This window comes from Halocatena pleomorpha, from assembly GCF_003862495.1.
GTDB classification, from domain to species: Archaea; Halobacteriota; Halobacteria; order Halobacteriales; family Haloarculaceae; genus Halocatena; species Halocatena pleomorpha.
Genome location: NZ_RRCH01000021.1, coordinates 78,584 through 97,143, shown reverse-complemented (window position 1 = coordinate 97,143; position 18,560 = coordinate 78,584). Strand labels below are relative to the sequence as shown.

19 protein-coding genes and 1 tRNA gene are annotated in these 18,560 nt (G+C 59.0%); 14 read left to right on the top strand and 6 right to left on the bottom strand.

Annotated elements, in window-relative coordinates:
• The first annotated feature begins 10 nt into the window (after window positions 1-10).
• From EIK79_RS09660 to EIK79_RS09625, 8 genes are all read left to right on the top strand, one after another.
• Window positions 11-883 carry a PfkB family carbohydrate kinase gene (locus EIK79_RS09660; protein ID WP_368276757.1) on the top strand — a complete coding sequence of 291 codons (873 nt, stop codon included), beginning with the start codon at window positions 11-13 and terminating at the stop codon, window positions 881-883.
• Window positions 884-962: 79 nt separating this feature from the next.
• Window positions 963-1,694, top strand: coding sequence for a nucleoside phosphorylase (locus EIK79_RS09655; RefSeq protein WP_124954908.1), 732 nt, complete (start codon window positions 963-965; stop codon window positions 1,692-1,694).
• A gap of 43 nt (window positions 1,695-1,737) precedes the next feature.
• Entirely contained in the window at window positions 1,738-3,237 is a 1,500-nt protein-coding gene (locus tag EIK79_RS09650; protein ID WP_124954907.1) for an HPP family protein, read from the top strand.
• A 65-nt stretch (window positions 3,238-3,302) separates the two neighbouring features.
• Complete coding sequence (locus tag EIK79_RS09645) at window positions 3,303-3,578, top strand: ubiquitin-like small modifier protein 1 (protein WP_124954954.1); 276 nt, start codon at window positions 3,303-3,305, stop codon at window positions 3,576-3,578.
• A gap of 158 nt (window positions 3,579-3,736) precedes the next feature.
• The gene (locus tag EIK79_RS09640; protein ID WP_124954906.1) at window positions 3,737-5,422 is read left to right on the top strand and encodes a thiamine pyrophosphate-binding protein; all 1,686 of its coding nucleotides are present in this window, start codon (window positions 3,737-3,739) and stop codon (window positions 5,420-5,422) included.
• A 73-nt stretch (window positions 5,423-5,495) separates the two neighbouring features.
• Window positions 5,496-6,449 carry an NAD-dependent epimerase/dehydratase family protein gene (locus EIK79_RS09635; RefSeq protein WP_124954905.1) on the top strand — a complete coding sequence of 318 codons (954 nt, stop codon included), beginning with the start codon at window positions 5,496-5,498 and terminating at the stop codon, window positions 6,447-6,449.
• 328 nt (window positions 6,450-6,777) lie between these two features.
• Window positions 6,778-7,026: a hypothetical protein gene (locus tag EIK79_RS09630; protein ID WP_221621721.1), complete on the top strand. Its 249-nt coding sequence runs from the start codon at window positions 6,778-6,780 to the stop codon at window positions 7,024-7,026.
• A gap of 54 nt (window positions 7,027-7,080) precedes the next feature.
• Window positions 7,081-8,070: an ornithine cyclodeaminase family protein gene (locus EIK79_RS09625; protein ID WP_124954904.1), complete on the top strand. Its 990-nt coding sequence runs from the start codon at window positions 7,081-7,083 to the stop codon at window positions 8,068-8,070.
• A gap of 8 nt (window positions 8,071-8,078) precedes the next feature.
• Here EIK79_RS09625 and EIK79_RS09620 read toward each other — a convergent pair whose 3' ends face one another.
• The 4 genes from EIK79_RS09620 to EIK79_RS09605 all read right to left on the bottom strand — a co-directional run bounded on the left by EIK79_RS09620 (window position 8,079) and on the right by EIK79_RS09605 (window position 10,795).
• On the bottom strand, window positions 8,079-9,074 hold the full coding sequence (locus EIK79_RS09620; RefSeq protein ID WP_124954903.1) for a presenilin family intramembrane aspartyl protease PSH: 996 nt from the start codon (window positions 9,072-9,074) through the stop codon (window positions 8,079-8,081).
• Between the two features lie 73 nt (window positions 9,075-9,147).
• The gene (locus EIK79_RS09615) at window positions 9,148-9,384 is read right to left on the bottom strand and encodes an H/ACA ribonucleoprotein complex subunit GAR1 (protein WP_124954952.1); all 237 of its coding nucleotides are present in this window, start codon (window positions 9,382-9,384) and stop codon (window positions 9,148-9,150) included.
• A gap of 19 nt (window positions 9,385-9,403) precedes the next feature.
• Window positions 9,404-9,682 carry a signal recognition particle subunit SRP19 gene (gene srp19 / locus EIK79_RS09610; protein WP_124954902.1) on the bottom strand — a complete coding sequence of 93 codons (279 nt, stop codon included), beginning with the start codon at window positions 9,680-9,682 and terminating at the stop codon, window positions 9,404-9,406.
• Window positions 9,683-9,727: 45 nt separating this feature from the next.
• Complete coding sequence (locus EIK79_RS09605; protein WP_233738073.1) at window positions 9,728-10,795, bottom strand: PGF-CTERM-anchored ABC transporter substrate-binding protein; 1,068 nt, start codon at window positions 10,793-10,795, stop codon at window positions 9,728-9,730.
• Window positions 10,796-10,855: 60 nt separating this feature from the next.
• On the opposite strand from EIK79_RS09605, the gene btuC reads away from it, so the two are divergent.
• The 3 genes from btuC (at window position 10,856) to EIK79_RS09590 (ending at window position 12,924) form a co-directional block, all read left to right on the top strand.
• Window positions 10,856-11,953 carry a vitamin B12 ABC transporter permease BtuC gene (btuC, locus tag EIK79_RS09600; protein ID WP_124954901.1) on the top strand — a complete coding sequence of 366 codons (1,098 nt, stop codon included), beginning with the start codon at window positions 10,856-10,858 and terminating at the stop codon, window positions 11,951-11,953.
• A complete protein-coding gene (locus EIK79_RS09595) occupies window positions 11,950-12,738 on the top strand; it encodes a heme ABC transporter ATP-binding protein (RefSeq protein ID WP_124954900.1) in 789 nt (262 codons plus the stop codon). Before btuC ends, EIK79_RS09595 begins: the two co-directional genes overlap by 4 nt.
• A 113-nt stretch (window positions 12,739-12,851) precedes the next feature.
• Window positions 12,852-12,924 (top strand) — tRNA-Thr (locus EIK79_RS09590).
• A 44-nt stretch (window positions 12,925-12,968) separates the two neighbouring features.
• Here EIK79_RS09590 and EIK79_RS09585 read toward each other — a convergent pair.
• Window positions 12,969-13,340, bottom strand: coding sequence for a hypothetical protein (locus tag EIK79_RS09585; RefSeq protein ID WP_124954899.1), 372 nt, complete (start codon window positions 13,338-13,340; stop codon window positions 12,969-12,971).
• Window positions 13,341-13,496: 156 nt separating this feature from the next.
• Here EIK79_RS09585 and EIK79_RS09580 point away from each other — a divergent pair, with 156 nt between their 5' ends.
• Window positions 13,497-14,048 carry a peroxidase-related enzyme gene (locus EIK79_RS09580; RefSeq protein WP_124954950.1) on the top strand — a complete coding sequence of 184 codons (552 nt, stop codon included), beginning with the start codon at window positions 13,497-13,499 and terminating at the stop codon, window positions 14,046-14,048.
• 242 nt (window positions 14,049-14,290) lie between these two features.
• Here EIK79_RS09580 and EIK79_RS09575 read toward each other — a convergent pair whose 3' ends face one another.
• Window positions 14,291-15,082 (bottom strand): hypothetical protein, encoded by a 792-nt coding sequence (locus EIK79_RS09575; RefSeq protein ID WP_124954898.1) that lies wholly within the window; start codon window positions 15,080-15,082, stop codon window positions 14,291-14,293.
• Between the two features lie 582 nt (window positions 15,083-15,664).
• On the opposite strand from EIK79_RS09575, the gene EIK79_RS09570 reads away from it, so the two are divergent.
• Both EIK79_RS09570 and EIK79_RS09565 read left to right on the top strand, forming a co-directional pair.
• Window positions 15,665-17,482, top strand: coding sequence for an acetyl-CoA carboxylase biotin carboxylase subunit (locus EIK79_RS09570; RefSeq protein ID WP_124954897.1), 1,818 nt, complete (start codon window positions 15,665-15,667; stop codon window positions 17,480-17,482).
• Window positions 17,483-17,594: 112 nt separating this feature from the next.
• Entirely contained in the window at window positions 17,595-18,536 is a 942-nt protein-coding gene (locus EIK79_RS09565) for a hypothetical protein (RefSeq protein ID WP_124954896.1), read from the top strand.
• Window positions 18,537-18,560: the final 24 nt, after the last annotated feature.

Here is an 18,560-nt window from a genome sequence, read left to right as displayed (position 1 = left end):
CGATGCGATAATGCGCGTTATCTGTGCCGGGCACGCCAACTGGGATGTCACGCTCCACGTCGGACACCTCCCGACGGCAGACAGCGAGGCACGAATCCACGAACGCCACAGTGGGGGTGGGGGGAGTGCAGCGAACACGGCTGTAGCGCTGACACAACTCGGCGTCTCAACCGGGATCATCGGAAGCGTTGGAACCGACGCTAACGGTCGATCAGCTTGCTCGGAACTACAGGAAAGCGGTGTTGATACCACGGAGCTACAGGTCGTGGAGGGTCAGACGGCCGTGAAATACCTCGTCGTCGCACCGGACGGTGAGGCGTTCGTTCTCGGCACCGATGGCGTAAACGAAGCGATCGATCCCGACACCGTTTCTGAATCGTACATCCGGGCTGCCGACCACCTCCATCTGACTGGTCAAGATCCGGATACCGCTGGTAAACTGGCTGATATCGCCACACGGAACGGTCTCAGCGTGAGTTTTGATCCCGGCCGCCGGTGCACCGGGCGATCGTACGATCGAACGCTGGAACTCGCTGATATCGTGTTTCTGAACCGCCGTGAATCCGAGATGATCGACGGTCCAGAAGAATGTATCGTCGTCAGAAAGCACGGAGAGGGGGGAGCGGACGCACACACGCCAGACGGAACGGCTCACCATTCAGGATACGACATCGATGCAGTCGATACGACAGGAGCCGGTGACGCCTTCGCCGCCGGTTTCATCTACGCGTATCTTTCCGAATCCGACGCGGGATACCACCGGCCGCTCACGGTCGGCAATGCGTGTGGGGCGATCGCCGCCCGGTCGAGCGGCACTCGTCCGGAACTGTCGTGGGACGCGATTGAATCAGTTCAGGAGTCGACAGCCAAGTCGAACCTGTGACGGTCAGAACGTCTCGACGCCCGTCACCGGAGAAAAACCAGATCCGGCAAACGTTTGTCCCAGCCCGCAAAGAGGGCATATGAGCGGACGAAAGCAGCCACACCTGCTTGTCGAACCGGGCGAAACAGCAGATATCGCGCTCGTGCCGGGCGATCCTGGGCGAGTCGATCGCATCGCTGAACAGTGTGACAGCGCAGAAACGATCGCGGAAAACCGCGAATACAAGCTCGTCAACGCCGTGTATGAGGGCCGGGATCTCACCATCTGCTCGACCGGCATCGGTGCACCGTCCGCGACGATTGCCGTCGAGGAACTCGCTGCCGTCGGCGTCGAGACGTTCATCCGCGTCGGGACCACTGGCGCGTTGCAGTCCGACATCGAGATCGGTGACATGATCGTGGCATCAGCCGCAGCCAAAGACGAAGGCACAACGAAGCGCTATGAATCGGCAACGATCCCGGCGGTGGCGGATTTCGATGTGGTGTCAGCACTGATCGACGCGGCAAACCGAAACGATGAGACCGTTCACGTCGGGCCGATCGCGACCGACGACGCGTTTTACGCCGAAACCGACGAGTACGTGCGTGCGTGGGAGAAAGCCGGGCTACTCTCCGTAGAGATGGAAGCAGCAGCGCTGTTCACCCTCGCCCGTCGGAAGGGACTCCGAGCGGGCGCAATCTGTACTGTCGATGGCAATCTCGTTCGCGGCACCCAGAAAGGTGAGACCGACACTGAGGAGCTTCCGGAGAAAGCACGCGATAACGTCGGTCGTGCGATCGAACTAGCATTGTCCGCGGCAGCCGGACTGTAAGCCGAGCGAAACAGCTTTTCGGGGTTCGGACGAAACGGGCTGTATGTTCGGCGGGGACCGTCTGTGGGCGTATTTCCGGAGACTTCATCGGATTGAACAGCGTGAACTCCGGGAGTTTCGTGCGTGGATCGAAACGACACGAAACCTCATCCGCCTCACGAGCTTGGTGGTGATTCCTCTGCTGCTCGCGCTGGTCACGTTCATCTCACACGCGAATCCGGCGCTCTCGTTTCTTCTGTTCCCGCCACTCGCGTCGGGGACGCACACCCTCTTTTCCGATCCCGAAGGCAAGTATTCCACCCCGTGGAACTTCGTCGGCGGGTTGACGATCGGGGCGTTGTGTGGCTGGCTCACGCTGCTCGTTCCACACACAGAGTGGCTTCCGATGGGATCGGTCGGGGGTGTCTCACCGACGGGCGCAGCGATGTCAATCTTTCTCACGGGGGTAGTCACGTGGGTAATGGATACGGAGATCTCCTCAGCGTTCTCAACGGCGCTGCTCGTCTTGCTCACCGGAACCCCCGACCGGGCTGGTATCTACGTTCTGAGCATTGCGGTGTCGAGCACGTTAGTCGCAGCCGTGTTTTTCCTGTGGCGCAAAAGCGTCTATGCTGAGCGCGCGGAGTATCTGTATCAGTCGACGCAGGGCGACGACCACGTTCTCGTCGTGATGCGGGGTGAACACCCCACTGCAACGGCAATGTTGGGTGCGCAACTCGCCAGTGCCCACGACGCTGGAAAGGTCGTGCTTCTCCAACTGGCCGACGCGGACGCGATCGAAAGTGTTGGACGAGGCAATGCCGACGACAGTGGGGAAGACGACACCGCTCACATTGAACGGACAGTGACTGACCCGGAAGCGACCCAAAGCGAGGAGACAGATGGATCACAGTCGGTCGAGGAACGCGCCGCGTCGGCGTTCGCGTCAACGTTGGAAAAACAGGCACACACGATTCGAACGAAAGTCGGCGTCCCCTGTGAGGTTGTTGTGGCCAGTGAGGGATCGAATCCGGCCCGAACTGTACAACACACCGCCCACGAAACGAACTGTGATCTCATCGCGGCACCGTACGAAACACGGTACGGTTCGCTGTCGCCGTTTCTCCGAGAACTGTTTCAAGGCGACACTGACGTACTCGTTCACCGCTCGGACAACGAACGCACTGACTGGAAACGGGTGCTCGTCCCCGTCCGACGGGAAAGTGACGTAGCACACAGCATGATCGATTTCGCTGTCCGGCTTGTCGGCCGAACAGGACACGTTTCCGTTGCCCACTGCATTGCGAAGGAGCGCGAACGGCGCACTGCTGAGGAGATGCTATCTCACCTCACGGAGACCGCGACGATCGCCTGTGAAACGCGCGTCGCGCGCGCTCCCATCGAATCGTTTCTCGACACGTACGCCCGTGGCTACGATCTGGTCATCATCGGCGCGAGTCAGGAACGGAGCGCGACGTCACGGTTCATCTCACCACCCACATTCTATCAGATAGACTCGCTCGACGCCGACGTGGCGATTCTCGACCGGAATTACCGAATGTGACGATATCATCGCTTCCCTCGACCGAACGGAACGACTACGCTCCTGTGGACGCCATACCGAAACGCATGCGCTGGAAACTGTTTGCCACGCTGAGTGAGACCGTTGGAAAGCGGGAGGTGTCGGTCGACGTTGGATCGGGGGACACCCTCGGTGATGCGCTCGAAGCACTGTTTAATTCCCATCCGGAACTCCGCGAAGAAGTACTCGATGGGGAGGGCGAACTGTACGACCACATTCGACTGCTTCACAACGGTGAGGACCCGTTCACGAACGACGGATTCGACACGGCGATTGCGGACGACGACGAACTGGCGTTGTTCCCGCCGGTGAGCGGTGGATAGCCCGATTGACCCCGACCTAGGATCAACGTGTCGACGAATCACCCATCAGTCACTTCCGGCATCCCTAGAACGAAGTCGACTGCCACCGGCTAGCAACGGGATGGTCCTGATTATCCAAGCCGGCGACACCACATCAGCACCGACGACGGAGGGTAACGATGAGAACGGTCGATAGCGTTGTAGACACGCTCGAAACGCTCGGTGTCGAGTTCGTGTTCGGGTATCCAGGCGGACGCGTCATTGAGCTGTTCGAAGCGCTCGCAGAATCAGATATTCAGGTCGTTCGCCCGCGTGATGAACGGGAAGCGAGCGTGATGGCCGAAGCGTGTGGCCGTCTCACCCGACAGCCCGGCGTGCTTGCCGGACAGGGTCCATGGATCGGTAGCATCGGTGCGATCGGACAGATGGAAGCTCGACTCGGCTCTTCGCCGATGGTCGTACTCACCGAATCCTCGGAGCGAGGCGAGTATTCCACGCTGGCCCCCTATCAGCAGGCTCGTGGCGATTATGGAGGATTGGATCTCTCGACCGTGCTCGATGGTATCACCAAAGAGCACTGGTCACCGAGAACGCCGACAGAAACGCTCCGGAGCGTACAGCTCGCATTCAAGCACGCCGTCGCAGGACGACCCGGTCCGACAGCAGTCGTCTTCGACGGTGACGCGATCACTGAGACGGTGCCCGAGGATCCGACACCGCCCGTCTGGGAGCCGGTGGCACAAACTCGGACGTGGACCACCGCTCCCCCGGAGACGGACGTTCGAGCCGCAGCTGAAGCGCTCAAATCGGCTGAGAGACCGGTTATCGTCGCCGGAAACGGTGTTCACGCGGCACAGGCCTACGAGGAGCTTCAAACGGTCGCAGCCGCCTACGACGCCGTTGTGACGACATCCTACCTCGGGAAATCAACGATTGCAGAGACCCACGACCACGCAGCGGGCGTAATCGGCTCGTTCGGTCACGAAGGAGCCAACAGAATCGTGAGTAAGGCGGACGTGCTGTTGGTGGTCGGCTGTCGACTCAACCCGATGGACACCAACTGGCAGGCACCTGCGTTCATCCGTCCCGATGAACAGACGATCATCCACGCCGACATCGATCCACGCAACACTGGGTGGGTGTATCCGGCGGACATCGGACTAGTCGGTGACGCCCGTGAAACCTTGGCCCTGCTCGTCGAATCCGGCCATCGATCATCGTCGTGGGCGATCGATCGAGCGGCGAGCGCGCGCGAGGACTTCACCGATCCGCTGTGTGAATCGGACGCCGTCCCGATCACGCCCCAGCGCGCGGTGGCGGCGATCGATTCGGTCGTGGATCGCGAGACCCTCGTCACCGCTGACTCGGGAAACAACCGGTTTTGGTTGCTACAGTACCTCCAAACGCCCGCTCCCCGGACCTACTTCGGTAGCGGTGGCGTCGGCGGAATGGGATGGGCACCACCAGCAGCAGTGAGTGCCTCCCTTGTCACCGACAAAAACGTGATCGCCGTGGCTGGCGATGGCGGATTCGCAATGACGATGACCGCTGTCGAAACCGCGCTTGAATACGACGTTGCACCGACGTTCGTCGTGCTCAACGACACCGGTCTCGGCATGGTCCGCCAGATGGACGACCGGATTCCCGGCGTCACGTTCTCGGATACGGAATTTGCCGACATCGCAACCGCGTTCGGCGCGCGCGCAGAGCGCGTCGAAGTCCCCGAGAATCTCGAATCCGCACTCACTGCGGGAGTGGACGCCGACGAGCCAACCGTGATCGACATCCGAATCGATCCGGAAATTCAGATGAGTGAGACGCTCCAATCGTCGTTTTATGCCGATGTCGGTGGACTTCACGAATGAACATCGAATAAATCATTGCTGACAAGATATCTGGTATCGGCAACTTTTTCCACCCGCTCAAAGAAAGACCTGTATGGTATCCGTACTCATCACGGGCGGTACCGGATTCATTGGATCGTACGTCGCACAGGAATTCATCCAAGCGGGTCACGAAGTAACCGCGTACGACACGTCGACTGACACACACGTGCTCGAACAGCTCGGTATCGCAGACCGGATTTCGATCTGGCGCGGCGATGTCACCGACCCGACTGACTTCATGCGTGCGATAACCGAGACGGAAGCAACACACATCGTTCATCTCGCAGCCTTGTTAACGAGCAGCGCGCGAGAGCAGCCCCGACTCGCTCACACGGTCAACATCGGTGGTACGAACACCGTGTTCGAATCGGCTCGGATCCTCGACGATCAGATCGAGCGCGTCGCGTGGGCGTCGAGTGCAGCCGTGTTCGCACCGCCGGGGAACTACGATGGCTGGGTCGACGAGGACGATCTCGTGTATCCCGACACGCTGTACGGTGCGACGAAGGAGTACAACGAACACCAGGCCCGGTGCTATCACGAGGAGTACGGTGTCTCTCACGTCGGGCTTCGTCCGACCGTCGCGTACGGTCCCTACCGGGAAACAGGGGGATCGGCGTTTCTCGCGAACCTCATCGAAAAACCGGCGCTCGGTGAGCCATTCAGCGTCGAGTACGGTGATCAAATCATCGACTGGCAGTACGTCAAAGACATCGCACAAGCGTTCCGGCTTGCGACACTCACCGACGATTCACAGCTGTCACGTCAGGTGTACAACGTCCGTGGGGAGTGTGCCACCATCCGAGACGCCGCCGAAACCGTCGAGACGATCCTCCCTGAAGCCGATATCACTGTTTCCGACGACGGTGAGCTGCCGTGGACCCAACAACTCGATATGAACGCGATCGAATCGGATATGGGCTATGAGGTAACGTACGATCTCGAACGAGGCATCAGAGAGTACATCAACGTTCTCAGAGACGATCGAGGGCTACAACCGGTGTGAAATTCCCGGACGTGTCCGGTGCAGATGGTCGCCAAAGCAGTGTTGTTTGTTAACATGAATTTACTGGTGTTGGTCGAAATCTATGCCAACCTTTCTCGCTTGAGACGACCGTAGCACTACTGAATATCTTGTTAGGTATTATCTACCATGGTACGAAATCTATATATACTTCAAAAAACGCCGATAGAAGGCGTGTTTCCCAAGAAACCAACTCATAAGTTATGGAGTGAATTTTCAAAGAGTCGCTTGTGGGTATGCCATGGCTACACCAGATGGTATCGGTTGGTGACGGGGAAAGCTTTATTAATGGTGCAAGCACTACGTTATGATGACTATGACTGGATATTACGATTTTGTGCTGGGGGTGATACCGTTGGCCCTATTCGGTGTATCGGGTGCGTTGACTGTTGTCGGGGTAGGAACAACGATCTCCGTACTGGTCGCGGCGTCAATCGCAGTGGCATTCATGGGTCACGCGTTGTTCGTTCGGACGCCGACCGACCGGAAATCAGCCGAAACGGACCGAACCACGGACCACTCATCTCGTGTTGAGACGAATCCAGTCAGATCGGACTAGCGACCGCAGTCCAGACATCACCGTTAAGCTTCTCGTCTGCGTTTCATGCTGTGTATGACGGAGACGCTATTTTTGCGGAGTGAGGAGCTTTCGGGGCTGGCAACGCCATCGGAGTACGTATCGGCGGTTCGAGAGGGATACAAACAGCAGGGATCTGCTGCCCCCCGAACGAAGCTCGTTGCGGAGGATAACGCGGGGATGCTCACCGGGTATTTGGCCATCCTTCCGGAGACTGGCGCGATGGGCGGATACACGTACGCAGCAGGGTTCGGAGACAAGGACGTTCACTTTTTTCTCCCGTTGTTCGACGCCGACAGCGGACGGCCGCTCGCGCTGTTGGATGGCGCGAGCCTCAATCCGTTCAAGACGGGGGCGACTGGAGCGGTCGGTGTTGACGCACTTGCGCGCCAAGACGCCCGGACGCTCGGACTCATCGGCAGCGGCGCGCAAGCACGTGGACAGCTCCAAGCCACGATGACGGTCCGTCCGTTCGAGACGGTGACGGTGTACTCCCCGACGGCGGAGAGTCGCGAAGCGTTCGCTGACGCAATGAACGACCGATACGACGCGACGGTTCGGCCAGTAGCGACGAGTGAGGCTGCTGTCGAAGGATCTGATGTGGTCATCACGGCCACAAACGCCACGGAACCGGTGTTCGATGGCGACCGACTCGAACCGGGCACCCATGTCACAGCGATGGGCCAATACGACCCGAACGTCCGTGAGATCGACGCGACGACCGTTGAGCGTGCGACGTACGTGCCCGATCTGTCCGCTCGCGCAACCAGCGACGCGGGCGCGTTCTTACAAGCGATGGACGAGCGGGGGCTGACGGAAGCGGACATCCACGGCGACCTCGGACAGGTGCTCGCTGAGGAGGTGCCGGGACGGACGACAGAGACCGAGATCACGGTGTTCGACAGCGGCGGCACTGGCATTGAAACCGTCGCCGCCGCGCATATGCTGTACGAAAAAGCGATCGAGCGCGATCTCGGTGAGTACATCGACATCGCGCCCGGAAGTGCGGCGTTGACCGGTGAGTAGCACACCGATCAGACGTACGGCGTCAGTCCGACCGCGGTGAGAAGCGGCACGCCGCTGGCGATCGCTCCGCACAGATAGCCCGCGATCGCACCTCCGTTCAAAAGTGGAAGTCCAGCGTGGGGCCGACCTGCAGCCACGAGTTTGGTGAGCACAAGGAGACCGACGACGGTGCCACCCATCGCGGCGAGCACGGGGACTGAAAGCAAAAGGCCCGGAACGATCGGTTCAGCGGGAAGGAAATACGCAGCGCTTGCGACCAACACCGACGGCATCACGGCGTCGCCCAAGCCGATGTACATCGCGTCGCGCCTGGGCGGAGAGTCGGACATCGATTCTGGCCGATCGGGATCGTCATCAGCAGTCTCAGTCGATTCAGTTCCGTGTTCATCCCGATCGGTCGCGTCGAGATACGAATACGAACGCGTGAGCGGGACGACGAGTACGACCGGGATCTTGAGGTCCATCATCCCCGACGCCAGCGTGAGCATGTGTTCGGTTTTGTACACGCTGATGGCGTCGTACACCGCGAGCACGATCAACAACGCCAGAGCAGGAAGGAGACCGAGACTGATCCCGAACAGCCCGGCAGCACCCATTCCGATCACGACGCCAGCGGCGTCAATGACGTACCACTCGGGGTAGAACCACAGCGCGAGCGACCCCACGAGTGCTGTGAGTGCGGCTGGTCCGTTCACACCCTCGGCAACACCGGGACCGACGGGTGGCAGGAACACCGAAAAAACGTAGTAGGTGAGCAACGCGCTCGAACCGACGATGAACACCCGAATCAGCGTATCGGCGTCGAACCGGAACGCGAGGAGCATCAGCCCCGTCACGACGACCACGCCGAGGAGATACAACACCGTGTTCGTTGGATCGGACGGGTCTTCAACGGGCTGGTAGCCAGCAGCACGGAACGGTTCGACCAGCGCCACTGCGCCGAGTTGAACCAACACGAACACCGCGACCGTCACACCTCCAGCAACGTACAGACGCTTGGTCATACAAATGCACACGGGAATGAGAGACAAGTCTTTCCCGCTCTTCGTCCATTTCTGATCTGACACGTGCGTTTCCTCACCCGTCGGATCGGGCGTAAACGACGGTGCCCAGCAGTGGTGCCAGTTGGGTCTCCGAGGCGGGCGAAACCGCCACGAAGGGACGATCCACTGGACCGAACACGTCCACCACCTCTCCGACGGTGTCGAGTCGTTCGTCGATTACGGAAGTGCCGAGATCCGGATACGACGCGTCCGATGCCCGGACGACTGCGAGTCCTTGCGCGGTGTTCACGACCGCGCCGACGCGTTGGATCCCCGTGGGCATCGATCGATCACCCTCGGATCGCAGTGACGTACGCGCCGACAGCCTGCAACAGATCGCTCTTGTTCGCGTCGTCGGCGTCTTGAACGAGAACGCGCCCTCGCGGTTCGTACTCGCGGGGATACGTCATGTTCCGTTCAATGACGGCGTCGTATCCAACCTGCTGAACAGCGGTAGCAATCTCGTCGACGGTCGGGTTTTCGACCGCAAGATCCAGCGACACACGACGGCCCTCGTTTCGAGACAGCGTCGAATCGAATGCAGCGGGCCAAATCACGTTTTCGACCATATCGAGTCGTATCGGGGGAACGACAACGAATCTTACGGGAAAACCTTACCGCCGGGCGAACAACGCCCCCGTGAGAGTCAGCACTGCAAGCACCGCGGCAACGACACTGAAGCCGGGACCAGTGGTGGCCGTCGTCTGTGATCCGGGGGCGGTGTTTGTTCCGTCACTAGGTGATGACACGTTCTCGGCATCGAACGCGTCGGGATGGAACGTCTGAGCGAGCGTTTCCATCGGACGCACCACCCGCGGCGCGGGCTGGCTGACGTAGTTCGAGTCGACGCGCACGGTCTGATCCTTTTCGAGCGCGGTCGTTGCCGCGTACGCGGTTCGGTTCGGGAGTGTAGACATGTGATCCGGCGCGATGATCCACTGTGGATCCTGTTGAATCACGGTTTCCGGATTGATCTGTTGATAACCCGTGATGTTGGCGGTGGCAGCGATGTTCTCCCCGCCCGCGATCGTGATAATCTCATGAATGAACGTCCCGTTGCCCGGTGTGTAGCCGCCAGACATCACGTACAGCACGCGAGGGCGGTCCTGACCCGTCGTAGCCGATTCGATCGACGCCACGGTTTCGTTCAGCGACGCGACGCGCTGGTCGGCCGCCCCACACGCACCGACGAGTCGTCCCGTGCGGATCGTCTTGTTCGACACGTCCGCGATCGACCCGCTCAAGCCGAACTTGTACACGGTCACGCCCGCGTTCCGGAGCGTTTCGACCGTCTCGTTCGGAACGCTGTTTGGTGCGAGCACGAGATCCGGCTCTAATGACACGACCGTCTCGATTGACGTCGAAAAGCCGTCGTTGCCAGTAACGTCCGTTCGAGACTCCGAACCGTTCAGATACGAAGTCGTCGGACCGATCGGCAGCCCCACAACCTTTCCGTCGGCGTCGATCTCCCACATCGTCTGGGCCGCGCTCGGCTGGAGCGCGACAACACGTTCAGGCTCGCTATCGACGGTTACGTTAGTCCCCGTCGCGTCGGTCGCGCTGAACGGAAACGAACACGACGGCTGTGCTGACTGAGCCGACACGGAAGCCGGTGCGCCAACAACCGCCGGCATCGTACTGAAAACCACCACTCCAACGAGGAACACGATCACTCGGTTCATCACACGATCGGAGGGTTCGTTTGCAATAAATATTTGGCTAATCCAAACGAGCTTGTGAATATGGGACGATGGAAACGGACCCTGTGGTGGTCACTCGGGCTGTCGGTAGTGCTCGCAGGGACCATCGTCTGGAGCGTTACCGTCGGTCCAGTGAACGTTCCGGCGGCGACCGTGATACAGGCGATCCTCAACGCAGTAGCGATTCCCGCAGCAGTGACGATCGACCCCGAAACCAGCGCCCCGATCGCTCACGTTCCGTGGATCGGGATCGATGTCGGGTTCATCCATCCGTTTTCGTTCTCCGTCCCACGCGCCAAACAGATCATCGTCGCACAGATTCGCCTTCCACGGATCGTACTCGCTGCGATCGTCGGATTCACGCTCTCCACAGCCGGGACCGTCATGCAAGGACTGTTCCGGAATCCGATGGCCGATCCGTCGATCATCGGGGTCTCCTCGGGAGCCGCTGTCGGAGCGGTCATGGTGTTGGTGTTTGGCGTCTCTGTTCCGTTCGGACTCCAGGGCGTGGCCTTTTTGGCGGCACTCATCACGGCGTTCGCCGTGTATCTCATCGCCACAACGAACGGACGGACACCAGTCGAAACACTCCTGCTCGCTGGTGTCGCCGTGCAGACGTTTCTCGGTGCGGTCGTCTCATATCTGCTGTTGCAAGCGGGCAAAAGTGTCAATACGGTGTTACACTGGTTGATGGGCGATCTCGCTGCTGCTGGGTGGGATGATGTAACCGGAACGCTGGTTCTGTCTCTGTGTTCGTTCGCCATCCTCATCGTCTTCGCACAGGATCTGAACGTCCTCTTGCTGGGTGAAGAACAAGCTCAAACAGTGGGGATCGATGTCGAACGAACGAAGCGCGTCCTGTTGGCAGTGGCGAGCCTCGCAACCGCTGCCGCGGTGTCCGTGGCCGGCGTCATCGGCTTTGTCGGACTCATTGTTCCCCACATGCTTCGGTTACTCGTCGGACCGGACCACCGGGTGTTGTTGCCGACCAGCGCCATCGCCGGGGCGATCTTCCTCGTCGGGACCGACACTGTTGCGCGAGGGGGAGCCACGCAGTTGCCCGTCGGCATCGTAACAGCAGCACTGGGTGCACCGTTTTTTCTGTACCTTCTGCGCCGACGGGAGGTGCACCAGCTATGAGTGATCCCCTGATCGATGTCGATAGCGTATCAGTGGCGCTCGGAGAGACCCAGATTCTCCGTGACGTTTCGTTGTCGGTGCCGTCCGGTTCATTCGTCGCACTCGTCGGGCCGAACGGAGCGGGGAAAACGACGTTGTTGCGCGCGGTCAACGGCGTCCTCACTCCCGACAGGGGGTCTGTATCGATCGATGGCCGGGACGTGGCGTCACTCTCGTCGCGGGCAGTCGCCCAGTCGGTCGCCACGGTCGCTCAGGACACGGCTGTCTCCTTTTCGTTTTCCGTTCGGGATGTCGTCGCAATGGGGCGCACCCCCCACCGGTCGCGGTTCCAGTCCGCAGATCAGGAGCCGATCGACCGGGCGCTCGAACGGACACGGACCGTCGAACTGGCCGATCGGTCGATCGAGACGGTAAGCGGCGGTGAACGCCAGCGCGTCCTGTTGGCGCGAGCACTGGCACAGGACACGCCCGCATTGGTGCTCGACGAACCGACGGCCAGTCTCGACATCACTCACCAAGTGCGAACGCTCGATCTCGTTCGAACGCTCGTTACGGAGGGGAAAACCGCTCTTGCGGCAATCCATGATCTCGATCTCGCCGCGCGGTTCTGTGACGCCATCGTCGTGCTTGCCGACGGTCAGGTGATCGCCCACGGCTCGCCCGAGACCGTCCTCACCGAATCAGTCATCGAACAGGCGTTCGGTGCGGAAACGCGGGTCCATATCCACGAGAACCCTGTCACGGATTCTCCCTCAATCACGATGCTCCGATCGGGGGATCCGTGACAGAATTCTCGTCTGGAACTATACCGTGTGTGAGTCCGTGTCGATACCGGTTCACTCCGGAATCCTTATACTGCTCTTGGATCGAGTACTATATGAAGTGAGTCCACGACAGCGCCAGTGTAGCTCAGCTGGCAGAGCGAATCCTTCGTAAGGATTAGGTCAAGGGTTCAAATCCCTTCACTGGCTTATTATTTTTTGTCGCAATTAAGAATGAGTACGGTGAGAGTAGCTCACTCGGAGCCGATATGCACGTTTTCGAGCGTTACTGAGACGTCCTCAACAACGATCGAGACCGAACCGACCTCGTAGTCCTGTCCGTTGAGCGAGACAGTAAATCCGTCCATCATTATAGAAGCATTATGAACGGTGTATGTTCGTTCCTCGATGTCTACAGCGGGGAGTCCCGACCCGGTGACCTGAATATCGCTTATCGTTACTTGTTCATTGGCAATCTCGATGTCCACCTGTCCGATCTGCTTGGCCTCCGTGTCTGCGCTCGCAGCCGCGGGAACGGCTCCGACAACGACACTCGTCGCTCCGAGCGTCACGAGAACAAGCGCCATTACTACAACGGCCTGTCTGAAGCTCGGTCGGTGCCGCATGTGTATTGCTTGGTGGTGGAACGATAAGTCTCTTCGGTCGATCAAAACGGCGTCAAGAGGCCTTCACAAGCCCGATTTCGGGGCGGTTCTGGACGGGAATCGAACCCACAGGGTGAATAAGTACCTGCAGAGTCATGCACTCGTATGACCAAACCAATGCGAAACTTTCCGGCACCCGATCACGAAGAACTGCCAGAGGACCTCCGCGAGCGGATCGAAGCGGAAACCGAACGCACTGGGTTTACACCCAACGTGTTCAGCGCCTTCGGTTACAAGCCGAGCCACTTTCGTGCTTTTTTCGCGTATCACGACGCGCTAGTAGAAGAGACCACGCTCGAACGCGAAGAGATCGAAATGATCGTCGTCACCGTCAGCGGCGTGAACGACTGCCTGTACTGCGTCGTCGCCCACGGCGCACTCGTCCGGATCTACGCCGACGCACCGAGGCTGGCCGATCAGCTCGCAACCAATCACCGGAGCGCGGAGCTCAGCCCCAACCACCGCGAAATGCTCGATTTCGCTGTGAAACTCACCGAAACACCGGAAACGGTTACTCGGAGCGATCTCGCCCAACTCCGTAACGTCGGCTTCTCCGAGGAAGAGATCTGGGACATCGCCAGCGTCGTCGCCTTCTACAACCTTTCAAACCGGATGGCAACCGTGGCCGGTCTGCGTCCCAACGAGGAATTTTACGACCTCGGTCGGTAGATCGATCCACTGACCGACTGCCTCGAACGCCGCGTTTCTGCGTTCGGCCCGCATCACGATCGGTGTGATGGCGACCGAACGCGAACGTGAGAACGGCGACGTATTGCACTAGTGGTCGTGGTATTAGTGTTGAAAATAAGAGGTGTTTCCCGTGGCTACCGCTACTGAACGAAGGACGTGTTTTGTTGTTGTTGAATTGACCTAAATAGTTACCCTATCAGGAGAGTGCGCATCACAATCGATCACCCGTCACGAACAGTGGCCATCACACCGTTCGTGTGCACGTCGTCGATTTCGTCACTGTCCAACTGTTCGGCACGATCCAACTGCTCAATCAGTTCGGGTTCGAACACCAGCTTCTTCCGTTTCTCACCCTGTTTCGCCCGTACATCGTCCCCACCCATCTCCTCGATGAACTCCATCACCCGGCTCACCGTCTGGTGGTGGGCCTTGCTGTACGTCTCACGGAGTTTGTCACGGATCGCCCGGGAGTCGATCACCTTCCGGCCTTGCATCGCGGTTTTGGATCTGACGCTTTTGATCTCGCTGACGATCGCTCGACTCCGGAGTTGATTCTTCGAGAGGGCTTCGGTGGCGATCGCGTCGGGCAGTCTGACGATCTGTTCCAAGGAGCTGCGCCCGCCGTTAACCCGTTTGAGTTCCCCCGTAATCTCCTTCACTTTCGTGTTGAGCTTGTCGATCACGTTGAGGTTGACCGACGATTGTTCATCGGCATCAGTGACCGTGCTCCGAATATCGGCCTTGTCGCGCTCGTTTTCCGTCCGGTAGCTGGCAAGCTCCGTTTCGAGCGCGTCGATCCGCTCGTCTTGCTCTTCGATCGTCGCTGCCTGTTCGTCAATCATCTCCTGTTGCTCAGCGAGCGTCTCCTGTTGTTCACTCACTGTCGCCTCAAGCTCCGTTACCCGTTCGCGGGTCTCGTGGATTGCGTTGATGAGTTTGTCAACAATAACGCCTGATTCATTACAGTTAACTGTGCTCCGACCGTCGGTGTCGTTGGGTTGTTTGTTAGGCATATTTCAGCCAACCCATCCTCGAACGTATTCTAGGGCGCTTCGGGGGACCGGATTCCCGGTTTGTGCCAATCGGATGAGTCTACCTACCACGTGATAGTCTCACTATTTAATAGTGACGACATAGGTGAACGCGACAGGGATGTCTGACTAATACCGCCAGAGACACCCCAGTTGACCACGAAGCAACGATATTGCATCCGACCGGATCGATCGAGTCACTCGATAATGATTATAGTTTATCACTTTTAGATAAGAATTCACTCCAGCCACCATTGTTATTGTAACTACAGCAATATTTTCCGGGCCTGTATAACGTTGTTGATGATACATACTACATTCATATATTCTATCAATTAATGCGCGTTATATTGTGATCGAATTCGACGGACTCCGCACCGGCTTCGATCTACGACGCCGCCGTCTATCACCGAGAGCAGTTTCGTTTCAGGGGCAAATCGCAGTAGTGACAACAAACAACAGACAAAGCCTGTTCAGAACAGTCCGTGACGAACAACAGTCATCGTGCATCGCAGGGAAACCATCACCTGTGGATTTATAGGGAAACTCCTGATAGGGATAGCCATGTTCGAGAAGGTATTGATTGCGAATCGGGGAGAGATCGCCGTCCGTGTGATGCGCGCGTGTGAGGAACTCGATATCGACACAGTTGCAATCTACAGCGAGGCCGACAAAGACGCCGGTCACGTCCGATACGCAGATGAGGCGTACAACGTCGGTCCAGCCCGTGCAGCCGACTCGTATCTGGATCAAGAGGCGATCGTGGATGTAGCTGTCCGTTCAGGAGCGGACGCCATCCATCCGGGGTACGGATTCCTCGCAGAAAATGCCGAATTCGCGGCGCTCGTAGAGGAAACGGACAACGTTACGTGGGTCGGCCCATCGAGTCAGTCGATGGAACAGCTCGGTGAGAAGACAAAAGCCCGAACAGTGATGGAGACCGCCGATGTGCCGATCGTACCGGGGACGACCGAGCCGGTCACCGATCCCGAGGAGATCGCGGCGTTCGGCGAGAAACACGGCTACCCACTGGCGATCAAAGCCGAGGGCGGCGGCGGCGGTCGCGGTCTGAAAGTCGTTCGGAACGCTGCGGAAGTCGAAGACCAGCTCGAAAGCGCCCAACGCGAGGGAGAGGCGTATTTCGACAACGATTCGGTGTACGTCGAGCGGTATCTCGAGCAGCCGCGTCACATCGAGGTGCAGATCATTGCCGACCAGCACGGCAACGTCCGACACCTTGGAGAACGGGACTGTTCGCTCCAGCGCCGTCACCAGAAGGTCATCGAGGAAGCGCCGTCCCCAGCACTCGACGACGATCTTCGCGAAGAGATCGGTGAAGCCGCACGGCGCGGAGTCCGCGAATCAGATTACACCAACGCCGGCACTGTGGAGTTTCTCGTCGAAGACGGGGAGTTCTATTTCCTCGAAGTCAACACTCGGATTCAGGTCGAACACACCGTTACCGAGGAGATTACCGGCATCGACATCGTGAAGTGGCAGCTCCGGGTTGCCGACGGCGATGAACTGGAGTTCAACCAGTCGGATGTCGAATTCGACGGCCACGGCATGGAGTTCCGGATCAACGCCGAGAACGCCGCCGAGGAGTTCGCTCCGGAAACCGGTACGCTCACCACGTACGACCCGCCGGGCGGCATCGGGGTTCGGCTCGACGACGCGCTCAAGGAAGGCGACACCATCAGCGGGGAGTACGACTCGTTGGTCGCAAAACTCATCGTCCACGGCAGCACCCGAGCGGAATGCATCGCGCGCGCCCGTCGGGCGCTTGCGGAGTACGACATTGACGGACTCACCACGGTGATCCCGTTCCACCGGCTGATGCTCACCGATGAGGCGTTCGTCGCCGGAACGCACACCACGAAGTATCTCGACGAGGAACTCGATCCCAGCGTCATCGAAGAGGCCCAATCTCGTTGGGGATCCGATTCGGTCGAACCGTCCACGGACGGCCAAGAGGAATCGGTCGTCGAACGCGAGTTCACCGTCGAAGTCAACGGCAAACGCTTCGAAGTGAATCTCGAAGAACGCGGTGCGCCACCGCTCCCGACGAACGGACAGAGCACCAAACGATCCCGCCCGAACAACCCCGGAACCAACAACGCGAGCGGGAGCAGCGGGGGAAGCACCGACGGGCCAGTCACCACAGCAGAAGGTGAACGCGTCACTGCAGAAATGCAAGGGACGATCCTCTCTGTGGACGTCTCGGAGGGTGATGAGATTGATGCGGGAGACGTGCTCTGTGTGCTCGAAGCGATGAAGATGGAAAACGACATCGTCGCCAGCCACGGCGGTACCGTCACCGAAGTTGCCATCGAGCAAGGACAGAGTGTCGACATGGGTGACGCGCTCGTTGTCATCGACTGAGTGGGCGGCTCTGGTCACACGGGTGTGACCGCGTGACACCTGCAACGAACCGATCGAGATAGAATCGAATCAACGGGTTTTACCAGTCACACCTTGGATATGTACCAGATAGATGGGTGCGACAACCGACTCGAATGCTACTGGTACTCGATCCCACGGGGGATCAAAGCTATCGGGATTCGTCTTCGATCAGCCGTTCCGGACCGTTGTTGCGACAGCGGTCGTGTTAGCCAGCGGAACCGGAATCATTGCGTTCGCGTACATCACTGCCTTAACGTGGCTCAAAATCGCGCCACGGACCGATGCACTCCTCACCATGGGTGTTCTCGGAGTACTGCTGTTGACGAGCGTGAATTTCCTAGGCCATCTCCGGCAGAGCGAAGCGATACACCGGGGAATCGAATCGGTCCGCGAACAGCGCACACGAGGATCTGAAGAGTTGGCGAACCTACACGAACAAACCGAGAAACTCCACCAAGCGATGGGGCTGCTCACCGAACAGCAGGCGACACACCGCGCGTTGTACTCCCCGGCGCTTGAAGTCGATTGGCTCCGATCCACTAGTCGAGACGAATCGGCCGATGGTGCTCAATTCACTGTCACAAACCTGTCGTTCGGCGCAGCGCTGGACGTTACCGTCCGCTCGGAAATCGAACTGATCAACCCGCCTGAAGACTACAGCGTCAACGGGAGTCACGCGATTTGCCCGGCAACACGAACCGATAGCCCACACCAGTCGGTTCGAATCCCACCGTACGCCGAAGGGCAAGACATCGGAATGATCGTTCTCGTAGACGTTTCCGAAAACATTCCTGAGCAGGCCCGGAAGCACACCGTGACGTGTCGGTTTACAGATGCGATGCGCGTCTTCTACGAGGACGGCGTCGAAGCAATCGATCTCTCGTTTGAGATCACCTACGAGGACGTGTTTGGCGAGGAGTACACCGAACGGATCCAACTCCCGCGAGCAGACCTCACCGAGGAAATGACGCTCGACGATGTGCTCTCTTCGACGCCACGAACAAACGGACGACCGGACGACACCGAGGTGTGAATCCGTAGTTCACCGCTCGCGAGT

Excerpts from the sequence above, each read along its gene's own strand:
- EIK79_RS09565 (WP_124954896.1), top strand. The coding sequence starts at position 17,595 with ATGGGTGCGACAACCGACTCGAATGCTACTGGTACTCGATCCCACGGG.
- EIK79_RS09635 (WP_124954905.1), top strand. The coding sequence starts at position 5,496 with ATGGTATCCGTACTCATCACGGGCGGTACCGGATTCATTGGATCGTAC.
- EIK79_RS09620 (WP_124954903.1), bottom strand. The coding sequence starts at position 9,074 with ATGACCAAGCGTCTGTACGTTGCTGGAGGTGTGACGGTCGCGGTGTTC.
- EIK79_RS09580 (WP_124954950.1), top strand. The coding sequence starts at position 13,497 with ATGCGAAACTTTCCGGCACCCGATCACGAAGAACTGCCAGAGGACCTC.
- EIK79_RS09585 (WP_124954899.1), bottom strand. The coding sequence starts at position 13,340 with ATGCGGCACCGACCGAGCTTCAGACAGGCCGTTGTAGTAATGGCGCTT.
- EIK79_RS09630 (WP_221621721.1), top strand. The coding sequence starts at position 6,778 with ATGACTATGACTGGATATTACGATTTTGTGCTGGGGGTGATACCGTTG.
- EIK79_RS09645 (WP_124954954.1), top strand. The coding sequence starts at position 3,303 with ATGCGCTGGAAACTGTTTGCCACGCTGAGTGAGACCGTTGGAAAGCGG.
- EIK79_RS09640 (WP_124954906.1), top strand. The coding sequence starts at position 3,737 with ATGAGAACGGTCGATAGCGTTGTAGACACGCTCGAAACGCTCGGTGTC.
- EIK79_RS09605 (WP_233738073.1), bottom strand. The coding sequence starts at position 10,795 with ATGAACCGAGTGATCGTGTTCCTCGTTGGAGTGGTGGTTTTCAGTACG.
- EIK79_RS09655 (WP_124954908.1), top strand. The coding sequence starts at position 963 with ATGAGCGGACGAAAGCAGCCACACCTGCTTGTCGAACCGGGCGAAACA.
- EIK79_RS09595 (WP_124954900.1), top strand. The coding sequence starts at position 11,950 with ATGAGTGATCCCCTGATCGATGTCGATAGCGTATCAGTGGCGCTCGGA.
- btuC (WP_124954901.1), top strand. The coding sequence starts at position 10,856 with ATGGGACGATGGAAACGGACCCTGTGGTGGTCACTCGGGCTGTCGGTA.
- EIK79_RS09625 (WP_124954904.1), top strand. The coding sequence starts at position 7,081 with ATGACGGAGACGCTATTTTTGCGGAGTGAGGAGCTTTCGGGGCTGGCA.
- srp19 (WP_124954902.1), bottom strand. The coding sequence starts at position 9,682 with ATGGTCGAAAACGTGATTTGGCCCGCTGCATTCGATTCGACGCTGTCT.
- EIK79_RS09660 (WP_368276757.1), top strand. The coding sequence starts at position 11 with ATGCGCGTTATCTGTGCCGGGCACGCCAACTGGGATGTCACGCTCCAC.
- EIK79_RS09575 (WP_124954898.1), bottom strand. The coding sequence starts at position 15,082 with ATGCCTAACAAACAACCCAACGACACCGACGGTCGGAGCACAGTTAAC.
- EIK79_RS09570 (WP_124954897.1), top strand. The coding sequence starts at position 15,665 with ATGTTCGAGAAGGTATTGATTGCGAATCGGGGAGAGATCGCCGTCCGT.
- EIK79_RS09650 (WP_124954907.1), top strand. The coding sequence starts at position 1,738 with ATGTTCGGCGGGGACCGTCTGTGGGCGTATTTCCGGAGACTTCATCGG.